Source organism: Reella acinonychis, from assembly GCF_052828705.1.
Map to the genome: position 1 here is coordinate 786,178 of NZ_CM128256.1, position 12,672 is coordinate 798,849.

Annotated in this window: 6 protein-coding genes; all 6 read left to right on the forward strand. The window is 39.4% G+C overall.

The genetic code is table 11. The features are described 5' to 3' along the window. Nucleotides 1-247: 247 nt before the first annotated feature. The 6 genes from ACUXZ4_RS03865 to ACUXZ4_RS03890 all read left to right on the forward strand — a co-directional run bounded on the left by ACUXZ4_RS03865 (nt 248) and on the right by ACUXZ4_RS03890 (nt 12,667). Nucleotides 248-784, forward strand: coding sequence for an ESPR domain-containing protein (locus ACUXZ4_RS03865; protein ID WP_464973726.1), 537 nt, complete (start codon nt 248-250; stop codon nt 782-784). Beyond that, nucleotides 766-6,570: a YadA-like family protein gene (locus tag ACUXZ4_RS03870; protein ID WP_464973727.1), complete on the forward strand. Its 5,805-nt coding sequence runs from the start codon at nt 766-768 to the stop codon at nt 6,568-6,570. Before ACUXZ4_RS03865 ends, ACUXZ4_RS03870 begins: the two co-directional genes overlap by 19 nt. A 243-nt stretch (nt 6,571-6,813) precedes the next feature. Continuing rightward, the gene (gshAB, locus tag ACUXZ4_RS03875; protein ID WP_464973728.1) at nt 6,814-9,087 is read left to right on the forward strand and encodes a bifunctional glutamate--cysteine ligase GshA/glutathione synthetase GshB; all 2,274 of its coding nucleotides are present in this window, start codon (nt 6,814-6,816) and stop codon (nt 9,085-9,087) included. 114 nt (nt 9,088-9,201) lie between these two features. Next, a complete protein-coding gene (locus ACUXZ4_RS03880) occupies nt 9,202-10,296 on the forward strand; it encodes a PhoH family protein (RefSeq protein ID WP_464973729.1) in 1,095 nt (364 codons plus the stop codon). Nucleotides 10,297-10,298: 2 nt separating this feature from the next. Continuing rightward, entirely contained in the window at nt 10,299-10,766 is a 468-nt protein-coding gene (ybeY, locus tag ACUXZ4_RS03885) for an rRNA maturation RNase YbeY (RefSeq protein ID WP_464973730.1), read from the forward strand. A 2-nt stretch (nt 10,767-10,768) separates the two neighbouring features. Further along, nucleotides 10,769-12,667 (forward strand): tRNA(Met) cytidine acetyltransferase TmcA, encoded by a 1,899-nt coding sequence (locus ACUXZ4_RS03890; RefSeq protein ID WP_464973731.1) that lies wholly within the window; start codon nt 10,769-10,771, stop codon nt 12,665-12,667. Nucleotides 12,668-12,672 lie beyond the last annotated feature (5 nt).

The window sequence follows — 12,672 nt, forward strand, 5'->3', positions numbered from 1 at the left end:
GTATCTCTTTTTAATTTTTAATCAGTGGCTATTGTAGCGTTCTTTGTTTTAAATGTAATGTGATAAATAGTCAGATTAACCGAATTAATTTACTAAATATTTACATTTTTCCATCATTTTTCGCTAGTTTTTTGAGCGATTTTGGTGTATTGTAGCCTCGTTTTTTACTAATTATCAAAACAGGGTGTTTTTGTGAACTCAAAATACCCTGTTTTTTTCTAAAATTTACAAGAAAAAGGTCATTTATATGAACAAAATTTTCCGAATCATTTGGAATCATTCAACACAAACTTGGACTGCTGTGTCGGAGTTAGCAAAAGGTCGTGTTAAGGCATCTAGCCAGTCAAATTGTGAGAAAGGTGTTTTCTTTAAATTAACTATTCTTTCATTAGCATTGTTATCAGTGAATGCATTTGCGGTCCCTGACGGTGGTACATATCAAAATCCAAAGGATCCGGGCGGTGCTGCGGTAGAAAACTATAATAACCCTGTGAATCAACATCCGTTTGGAGCTACGGGTGTTGGTAACTATGGTGGTGGAGCTGATCTGCCTAGAGCGTTAGGTGCAAATTCTTATGCCAAGAATGGTGGGGTTGCTTATGGTGATAATGCAAAAGCTCATGGAGCCTTGTCCGTCGCTCTTGGCGGGCACGCTAATACAGGTGATGCGTCTTCAGGTGCTGTTGCTGTTGGTGCAGCTGCATCTGCAATGGGGCGAACTCTCTTGCGATTATGCGTCAAGCAGGGGCAAAAGGTGATTACTCAATGGCTATTGGTACGGTAGCCGCTGTAAGTGGTGATCGAGCAATCGGTATAGGTAAATCTGTATTAAGTTCTGGTACTGGTTCTATTGCGATTGGTTCGGACAAAACAACGGGTAATTCAGATTACTATGGCGATGGAGAAAACACCCAAGCAACAGCTACAGACAGTATTGCATTAGGTCGAAAAGCACGTGCAACTCACGAAAATGCTCTTGCATTAGGTGCTGGCTCTGCAACAGAAGATAAGAGCAAAAATTTAAGCTATGCATTTGCAAACGATAGTGGCACTACGGTTAATCCAAAAGATCAAAATAATCAAGGTTCTGTGCTTTCTGTGGGTAATGCAAGCCACAAACGTCAAATTGTGAACGTAGCACAAGGCCGAGTAACTGCAGAGTCAACTGATGCGGTAAACGGTAGCCAACTTTATGATGTAGTAAAAAATACTGGATTTAACGTAGCTGGAAATGATGGAAAAGCTAAGTCTCGTATCAATAACAACGGCATTGTGAAATTTATGCACAGTGAAGGTGACGATGAGCTGATTCAATCCGATGTAAAAGATGATGGTGACAATGCAATTGTTCGTTTCAAAGTAAAAACGAAAGCAATTACTTCAACAAAACAAGGAGAAGCTATTGCGACTGGTACTGGTTTAGCCAAATCCAGCGAAGTAGTGACAGCAATCAACAACTCAGGTTTCCATTTGACAGCCAATGGGGAGAGCGATTCATTTATTGCCAACAACGGAACAGTTGATATTGCCCAAGGCAAAAACATTGTTGTGGCTAAAAAGAATAACCAAATTACCATTAAAACAGAAGATGATGTGACATTCACCAATGTGACCTCAACAAAATTAAACGTGAGTGGTCCAGCAACATTTGGCGGAGCAACAACATTTACTGGGGCGGCAACATTTAATAATGCGATTAACGCCAATGGAGGTTTTACTGCAGGTGCTGGTACAACCATCAATATGGGGGGAAACATAATCTCTGGGGTTAAAGCAGGAGAACAGCCTACTGACGCAGTAAACAGAAAACAATTAGATGACGCAGTTGCAAATGCTGGTGGCAGCTGGCAGTTAGGAGCAAATTCAGAAACTAACTTAGCCACTGTAAACAAAACCAACAATGTTGTGCGTGTGATTAAAGGCACAAATATCGATGTAAGCCGTTCGGGCAACAACATTACGGTGAAAACGGTCGATGCTCCAACCTTTGCAGGTAAAGTGACTGCACAAGGCGGCTTAGACGCGGGTGGTAATAAAATTACTAATGTGGGTGCAGGTGATGTTTCTGCAACTAGTAAAGATGCAGTAAATGGTGCTCAGTTAAACACTGTTAAAGAAGCAGCGGCAACTGCAGATGCAAAAGCTGTTGCTGCGGACGCTAAAGCTGATGCAGCAAAAACAGCTGCTGCAAACGCAGACGCAAAAGCTGTTGCTGCAGATAATAAAGCGCAGGCTGTACAAAACGAAGTGAACAAAGGTTGGAGTTTAACAGCAAGTAAATCAACTGGTGGTAATTTGGCAGGAGTTCGTACCGATAAAATCAATATGGGTGAAACTGTTACGATTGACGCTGGTAAAAATGTGAATATTACCCAATCTGAAAATAAAATCAGTATCGCAGTAAATGATACTCCAACTTTCACAAGCGTAAATACGGGTGACTTAACTGCAACTGGGAACACCACAATTGGCGGTAATGGCAAAAACTTCACTGTGGCTGGTGGTACAATAGTGAATATGTCTAACAACAAAATTACAGGGTTAGGCGATGCAACAGACAATTCAGACGCTGTTAACAAAGGTCAATTAGATGCGGCTGTTGATAAAGCAGTGAAAGATGCAGTGAAAAGCGCTTCAGGTAACTGGTTATTGGGTATCAATAATCAAACCGATGCTGAAGCAACTAACGTGAATAGTACAGCGAATATTGTGCGAATTAAACAAGGCGATAATGTTGTAGTAACTAAAGAAGCGAATAACATCACTGTTGCTGTTTCACAAAATCCAACATTTACAACTTTAAATACTACTGGTGATGCCACTGTTGGAGGTAAATTAACCGCAAAAAATGGCATTGACGCAAATAGCAAACAAATCACCAATGTCTCTAATGGTGGTGTGAATGCGACAAGTACAAATGCAGTAAATGGTGCTGAAGTTTATAAAGCCGTTAATGATGCGAAAACAGATTTAACTGATACGTTAATAAACAAAGGCTTGAAATTCTCTGGCAATAGTGGTGTTGAAGTTAATCGTACGTTAGGTTCAACAATGCAAATCGTGGGTACAGGTAAACAAGCAGACGAACAATATGATGCGTCAAATGTGAAAACAGTTGCAACTCAAGATGGTGGCATTGAGATTCGTATAGATAAAAACCCAACTTTTGCTAACTTAACTACAACAGGTAATTTAAGTGTTGCAGGTAATAGCACCATTAGCGGAAACCAAACTGTTGAGAAAGATTTAACTGTTAATGGAACAACGAATTTAAATGGCGACACGCATATTGGTGGAAACCAAACCGTTGCAGGTAATAGCACCATTGCTGGAAATCAAACAATTGCTAAGAACTTAACAGTTAATGGCGACACTAACCTTAATGGTAATACAACCATTGGTGGTGAAGGTAAAACTTTTAATGTTGCTGGAAATACGACTGTAAATATGGGTGGAAACACTATCACTAATGTTGGTGATGCTAAAAATGACACAGATGCAGTCAATAAAGGACAGGTTGAAAAGTGGATTTCTACAGCAACAAAAGAATTGACGGATGGGGGCTTAACCTTTAACGGTAATACAGGGTCAACCACACAAAAATTAGGCACAACTTTGAATATAGTTGGTGGTAATGGAGCAGGTTCATTCAGTACTAATAATGTAAGAACTAAAGCGACAGAAAATACGGTTACGATTGAAATTTCGGATAAACCGACCTTTACTGATTTAACTACCACAGGAAATGTAACTGTTAATGGTAACCAAACGGTTGCTGGTAACAGCACCATTAGCGGAAATCAAACAGTTGAGAAAGATTTAACGGTTAATGGAACAACTAATTTAAATGGTGATACGCACATCGGTGGCAACCAAACTGTTGCGGGTAATAGCACCATTAGCGGAAATCAAACAGTTGAGAAAGATTTAACTGTTAATGGAACAACGAATTTAAATGGCGATACGCATATTGGTGGAAACCAAACAGTTGCGGGTAATAGCACCATTGCAGGAAACCAAACTGTTGAGAAAGATTTAACTGTTAATGGAACAACTAATTTAAATGGCGACACGCATATTGGTGGCAACCAAACCGTTGCGGGTAATAGCACTATTGCTGGAAATCAAACAATTGCTAAGAACTTAACAGTTAATGGTGACACTAACCTTAATGGTAATACAACCATTGGTGGTGAAGGTAAAACTTTTAATATTGCTGGAAATACGACTGTAAATATGGGTGGAAACACTATCACTAATATTGGTGATGCTAAAAATGACACAGATGCAGTCAATAAAGGACAGGTTGAAAAATGGATTTCTACAGCAACAAAAGAATTGACGGATGGGGGCTTAACCTTTAACGGTGATACAGGCTCAACCAAACAGAAATTAGGCACAACTTTGAATATAGTTGGTGGTAATGGAACAGGTCCATTCAGTACAAAGAATGTCAGAACTAATGCTACAACAGATAAGGTTACGATTGAAATTTCGGATAAACCGACTTTCACAGATTTAACTACCACAGGAAATGTAACTGTTGGTGGTAACCAAACAGTTGCAGGTAATAGCACCATTAGCGGAAATCAAACAGTTGAGAAAGATTTAACGGTTAATGGAACAACTAATTTAAATGGTGATACGCACATCGGTGGCAACCAAACAGTTGCAGGTAACAGCATTATTAACGGTGACCAGGCTGTAGATGGCAATCAGACAGTTATGGGAGACAGTACGACCGTAGGTAACCAAACTGTGGTGGGCAATAGCTATATTGGTGGAAATCAAACCGTTGAGAAAGATTTAACGGTTAATGGAACAACTAACTTAAATGGCGATACCCATATCGGTGGAAATCAAACTGTTGCGGGTAATAGCACTATTAATGGCGATCAGTTAGTTCGTGGTGACCAAGCAGTAGATGGCAATCAGACAGTTATGGGAGACAGTACGACTGTAGGTAACCAAACTGTTGTGGGCAATAGCTATATTGGTGGAAATCAAACCATTGAGAAAAACTTAACTGTTAATGGAACAACTAACTTAAATGGCGATACCCATATCGGTGGAAACCAAACAGTTGCTGGTAATAGCACCATTAATGGTGATCAGTTAGTTCGTGGTGACCAAGCTGTAGATGGTAATCAGACAGTTATGGGCGATAGTACGACCGTAGGTAACCAAACTGTTGTGGGCAATAGCTATATTGGCGGAAATCAAACAGTTGAGAAAGACTTAACGGTTAATGGTACAACTAACCTAAATGGTGATACACACATTGGTGGCAACCAAACAGTTGCAGGTAATAGCACTATTAACGGTGACCAGTTAGTTCGTGGTGACCAGGCTGTAGATGGTAATCAGACAGTTATGGGCGATAGTACGACCGTAGGTAACCAAACCGTTGTAGGCAATAGCAATATTGGTGGTAACCAAACAATTGCTAAGAACTTAACAGTTAATGGCGACACTAACCTTAATGGTAATACAACCATTGGTGGTGAAGGTAAAACTTTTAATATTGCAGGAAATACGACTGTAAATATGGGTGGAAACACTATCACCAATATTGGTAAAGGTACAGCTCCAACGGATGCTGCGAATATGCAAAATGTTCAAGACGCAATAGATACCTTAGAAGATAAAGGTTTGAAATTCCGTGGCGATAACTCTAATTTCACTGTGAATCGTAAATTAGGTGAAACTTTAGATATTACTGGTGGTAATGGTACTGGCTCATACAGTACGAAGAACGTGAAAACAGTGGGTTCTGAAGGTAAGATTGAAATTCAAATTGCTGATAACCCAACGTTCTCAAGCTTAGAAACTATTGCTGGTGTGACTGTTGGCGGTGATGCTCACGTTAAAGGTAACCAAACTGTTGATGGCAACCAAACTGTGAAGAAAGATTTAACTGTTGAAGGTAAAGCTAACATTAAAGGCGATACTGTGATCGGTGGAAATCAATCAGTAAAAGGTGACAGCAAAATTGGTGGCAACCAAACTATTGAGAAAGACTTGACTGTAAAAGGCAATGCGAACATCAAAGGCAATAGCAAAGTTGGCGGAAACCAAGTTATTGAGAAAGATTTAACTGTAAATGGTAACACTAACCTTAAAAATACAGTAGTAAACGGTGACTTCTCATCGAAAGGGAACACAACTATTGGTGGTCAAGGCAAAAACCTTGAAATTGTGAAAGGTACTAATGTGAATATGGGCGGAAACCGTATTCAAAATGTTGGTACGCCGATCAAGGATACTGATGCAGCGAATCGCGGTTATGTTGATAAGAGCATCAAGCAAGTTGGTAATAAAATTGACAAGTTAGATCGTAGTTTGCGTGCGGGTATTGCTGGTGCAACAGCTATGGCATTCCTTCAACGTCCAAATGAAGCTGGTAAGAGTATGGTTTCAATGGCTGTTGGTGGATACAAAGGTGAATCTGCTGTGGCTGTAGGTTATTCTCGTAACTCGGACAATAACAAGGTATCAATTAAACTTGGTGTGGGTGTGAATAGCCGCAATGATGTTACTTACGGTGGTAGTGTAGGCTATCAGTGGTAATTCATTAGTAACGAATAAAACCGTACGAAAGTACGGTTTTTATTTGGCGAATAGATTGCTTTGACACAAATCATAAGTGTTATGTCTGTGATCTGATACATACATCTTTGTCATTCTCGTTTTTAAAAGTGCGGTGGATTTCACCACACTTTTTGTATAGCACAAAAAACAAAACAATGGTATGGTAAGCAACTGTAACAGCGCATGAGAAACATGTTCCCCTGTATTAATAAGGATAACCACATGAATTTACAACAAATTATCAAAGAAAATCGTCTTGGTTTATTATTTCAACAAGCCTCTTTTGGTTTGGAAAAAGAAAGTCAGCGTGTGTATGAGAATGGTTCTATTGTCACAACTGCTCACCCGAATTGTTTTGGTAACCGTTCTTTTCACCCTTATATTCAAACCGATTTTGCGGAAAGTCAGCTTGAATTAATTACCCCGCCAAATAAAAAATTGGAAGATTCTCTGCGTTGGTTGTCGGCAATTCATGAAGTTGTGCTACGTTCAATTCCTGAAGATGAATATGTATTTCCATTGAGTATGCCCGCAGGATTGCCACAGGAAGATAAAATTAAAGTGGCGCAATTAGATAATCCTGAAGATGTGGCTTATCGTGAATATCTTGTGAAAATTTATGGCAAAAATAAGCAAATGGTGAGCGGTATTCACTATAATTTTCAATTAGATGAGGAATTGATCAAAGCGTTATTTAAAGCGCAATCAGAATATAAGGATTTGCTTGATTTTCAAAATAATCTGTATTTGAAAATGGCGAAGAACTTTTTACGTTATCAATGGGTGTTATTGTATTTGCTTTCAGCTACGCCAACCGTAGAAGATAAGTATTTTCGTGGTGGTTCGCCTTTACGTGAAAATCAATATGTTCGCAGCCTACGTTCAAGTAAATATGGTTATGTGAACGATCCTGAAGTGATCGTTTCCTTTGATAGTATTCCTGCTTATGTGGAAAGCTTGGAGCATTGGGTAAATTCAGGCAAATTAATTGCGGAAAAAGAATTTTATTCCAATGTGCGTTTACGTGGTGCTAAGAAAGCACGTGAGTTCTTAAAAACCGGTATTCGTTATTTAGAATTCCGTTTGTTCGACCTCAACCCTTTCGAGCCTTATGGCATTAATTTAGCGGATGCACGATTTATTCATCATTTCTTGTTATTAATGCTATGGATTGAAGAAACTGCAACACAAGAAGATGTGCAACTAGGTAGAGCACGTTTGGCTGAAGTAGCGTTGGAAGATCCACGTTGTGAAACTGCCTATGCTGTTGAAGGCGAAATGTTGCTGCTAGAAATGATTGAAATGTTAAAAACTATTGGTGCAGAAGAAAGTGCGGTGAAAATTGCACAAGAAAAATTAAGCCAATTTGGCGACCCAATGCAAACTGTTTGTGGCAGATTAATCAAAGCAATTTATGAGGAAGGCAGCTATCAAAAAGTTGGTGCTAAATTAGCGAAAAAATATAAAGCACAGGCTTTTGAGCGTTTCTATGCCTTATCGGCTTTTGACAATATGGAACTTTCCACGCAAGCTTTGATGTTTGATGCGATTCAAAAAGGGTTGCAAATGGAGATCTTGGATGAGAACGATCAATTCCTGCGTTTGCAATTTGGTGATCATTTTGAATATGTAAAAAATGGCAATATGACAAGCCATGATAGCTATATTTCGCCATTGATTATGGAAAATAAAGTGGTGACAAAAAAAGTGTTAGCGAAAGCTGGCTTTAATGTGCCTCAAAGTATTGAGTTCACCAATGTTAACCAAGCCATTGCTAGTTACGCTTTATTTGAAGGCAAAGCTGTTGTGATTAAGCCAAAAACTACCAATTATGGTTTAGGCATTACCATTTTCCAACAAGGTGTGCAAAATCGCGATGATTTTGCCAAAGCAGTGGAAATCGCTTTTCGTGAAGACAAAGAAATTATGGTGGAAGATTATTTGGTCGGTACTGAATATCGTTTCTTTGTGTTAGGGGATGAAACGCTTGCTGTGTTGTTACGAGTGCCAGCAAATGTCGTTGGAAATGGCAAAAATACCGTTGCTGAATTAGTGGCGGAGAAAAATAATCATCCACTGCGTGGTGATGGTAGCAGAACGCCGCTGAAAAAAATTGCTCTTGGCGAAATTGAACAATTACAACTGAAAGAACAGGGATTGACCATTGATTCTATTCCAGCCAAAGATCAAGTTGTTCAATTGCGTGCGAATTCAAATATTAGTACTGGTGGTGACAGTATTGATATGACGGATGAAATGCATCCAAGTTATAAAACATTGGCTGTAGGCATTACCAAAGCCATGGGCGCCGCAGTTTGTGGTGTAGATTTAATTATTCCTGATTTAAAACAGCCAGCGCAATCGGAGTTAAGCTCTTGGGGTGTGATTGAAGCTAATTTCAACCCAATGATGATGATGCATATTTTCCCTTATAGTGGCAAATCTCGTCGTTTAACGCAAAATGTGATTAAAATGCTATTCCCTGAACTGCCATAATTGAAAATAAAGAGCCGATTGATAGTCGGCTCTTTTTGTATGCCATTTCTAAGGCTAGAGTTCCAGCCAATATATTGCTAATATAGCCACAAATTTTTCGACTTTAGAGTAACAATGACAGAATCAATTAAACAACAATTTAGTTTGGAGCCACAGGACAATGCACGTTTACAATCCCTTTGTGGCGCTTATGATGATAATTTAAAACTTATTGAGAAAGAATTTAATCTGAATATTTCTCGCCGTAATTTTGATTTCACTATTGAGTCCAATGAAGAAAAGCAACAACCTTATCATGCTAAATTAATTCAAAGTGCGGTGAAATTAATCCAAGATTTGTATGTGGAAACTGCGGCAGTGAAAGGAAAAATCAAAGAACTTGATTTGGAAGATGTGCATATTGCCATTCAAGAAAGTCGAATGTTATCACAAGCAGAAACCGAAACGCGTGCTGAAAGTAAAGTTTACACGACAACCATTAAAACAAAACGCGGGTTAATTAAACCGCGGGGTAAAAATCAAATTGAATACTTGCATAATATCTTAACCCATGACATTAGTTTTGGTATTGGCCCAGCGGGAACAGGGAAAACCTTTTTAGCGGTAGCTGCTGCGGTGGAGGCCTTGGAACGTCAAGAAATTCGTCGTATTTTGTTAACGCGCCCTGCGGTTGAAGCTGGGGAAAAGCTGGGTTTCTTGCCTGGGGATTTAGGATCTAAAATTGAGCCTTATTTACGCCCATTATATGATGCCTTATATGAAATGCTGGGTTTTGAACGTGTCGAAAAATTAATGGAACGTAATGTGATTGAAATTGCACCTTTAGCCTATATGCGAGGCAGAACATTAAATGACAGTTTCATTATTTTAGACGAAAGCCAAAATACCACAGTAGAACAGATGAAAATGTTTTTAACTCGTATCGGCTTTAATTCAAAAGCAGTAATTACTGGTGATGTGACGCAGGTTGATTTACCGCGTAGCCAAAAATCAGGGTTGAAACATGCCATTGAAGTTTTATCAGCAGTGTCTGAACTGAGTTTTAATTATTTTGATAGCCAAGATATTGTGCGTCATCCGGTGGTGGCAAAAGTGGTACAAGCCTACGAAAAATGGGAAGCCGAAGATGAAGTGCGTAAACAACAATTGGCGGAGTTAAAACGCCAAGAGCGTGCCGAGAAGCAATTATCCAATCAAGAAGGCGAGTAAAAATGAAAACGGTTATTGTCGATTTACAAATTGCAAGCCAGCAAGAAACGGGGTTACCGAGTTTAGCTGAATTTACGCATTGGGCAACGCAGGCAGTACGAGCAGAAAATCTTGAACCCGAAATGACAATTCGCATTGTGGATGAACAAGAAAGCCAAGAATTAAACCGCACTTATCGAGGCAAAGACAAACCCACAAATGTGCTTTCTTTCCCCTTTGAATGTCCTGACGAAGTGGAATTGCCTTTGCTTGGTGATTTAATTATTTGTCGTCAAGTGGTGGAACGAGAAGCTTCAGAACAAGGTAAACCATTACAAGCACATTGGGCGCATATGGTGGTGCATGGTAGCTTGCATTTGTTGGGCTATGATCATATTGAAGATGATGAAGCCGAGGAAATGGAAAGTCTCGAAACAGAAATTATGCTTGGTTTAGGATTTGAAGATCCTTATTCTTACGACGAAGAATAATTATGTTGCCTGCTCGCCAACTTGAAGTCTATTGTGCTGAAAAAACACCGCACTTTGTAGCTGCCTCTGATAATTTGCTGGTGATTGATGCTAGCAACATTCATAAGGCGAGGAATTTATTAGGGCAAGAATTTGACCAAATTTTATTTGATGCACGTGAAGGTATCAATTTGGATGCCCTCGCTATGGCAGCAGGCACCTTGCGAGCGAATGGTCGTTTAATTTTATGGTTGAATGATCAAAGCCATATTGATCAGGATAGCTTGCGCTGGTCGGGTGTCGAAACGGGAATCCCGACACCTAATTTTCAGCGACATTTTCAATCGCTATTAAAGAAATATGCGACTGTTTATCAAGAACGAATGACGTGCCAATCCACATTTTCCACTCAATGCAAAGGCTATCAACCAACAACATCTCAATCTCACATTATTGAACAAATCTTAAAGCAACAAGCGGATATTTTTATTTTGACTGCAAAACGTGGGCGAGGAAAGTCTGCGCTTGTGGGTTTTCTTGCGCAACAATTATATAAACATTCAACGCCAATCATCTTAACTGCGCCGAATAAAAGTGCGGTGAAAATTTTGCAAGATGTTGTACAAATGCCACTTGAGTTCATTGCACCTGACGAACTTATTCAACAGATTGAACGCCAACCAGAGCAATTTCAACAACATTGGTTATTGATTGATGAAGCCGCTATGTTACCGATTGATAGCTTAAATCGTTTAACCCACAGTTTCAAACACATCGTGATTTCTACAACAGTGCATAGCTATGAGGGCACAGGGCGAGGATTTTTAATCAAATTCTTAGCAAATTTAAACCGCACTTATCAAGCTTTTCAATTGGTCGAGCCTTTACGTTGGCAGCAAAATGATCCTTTAGAACAATTTATTGATGAATTATTGTTATTGGAAGCTGAAGATAAATTAGAGCAACCCAGCTTTAATCCACAAAGTGCGGTGCAATTTCAACCCGTTTTGCAATCTGAAATCGTACAACGCATCACAGATTTTTATGGTTTATTGACGCTTGCTCATTATCGAACATCACCATTGGATTTGCGACGCTTATTGGATGCGCCTCATCAGCAGTTTTGGGTAGCCCACGCCGAAGAAAATCTGATTGCTGGTGTTTGGTTGGTGGAAGAAGGAAATTTTAACGACGAGCTGTTAGTTCAACAGATTAGTGATGGAGAGCGTCGCCCCAAAGGCAATCTAGTGGCTCAAAAGCTAGCAGCTTACCAACACAATGGTGATTTTTGTCGATTAAATTCGTTACGTATTTCGCGTATTGCGGTGCAACCCAATTGGCAACGTCATGGTATTGGGTTGCAATTAATTGAACAAATAGCCCAAGATACGCCGGTGGATTTTTTGTCGGTTAGCTTTGGTTATAACCAAGAGCTTGCGCATTTTTGGCAAAAGTGCGGTTTTATTTTAGTGCATATTGGTGATAGTAAAGAAGCGAGTAGCGGTTGTTTTTCAGCCATTGCCTTGCGCGCAATATCAGAAAAAGGGCGACAGCTTGTTTCTCAAGCAGAAGCGGATTTCAAACGTAATTTCCCTTTGTGTTTTCATCCATTTTCTCAACATTTTTCTACTGAGATTCACTGGCAGATTACACCACAAGATATTTGTCATTTACAAAACTTTGTCAAAAATTACCGCACTTTATCGGCAACTGTTCCTGCTATAAGGCGTTTATTATATTTTTTCCAACATGATGTGGCGTTATTAGACCAGTTACAAACCTTGCAAGACTATGCGCTATCGCAGGAAATGAATACGGAAAAGTGGGGGGGCAAAAAACATTGGTTGAGCCAATGTCGTAAGGATGCTGAAAAATTATTGAAAAAAAGTGCAATGTTCTTTAATATTGCGCAAATTTTTTGACAGTG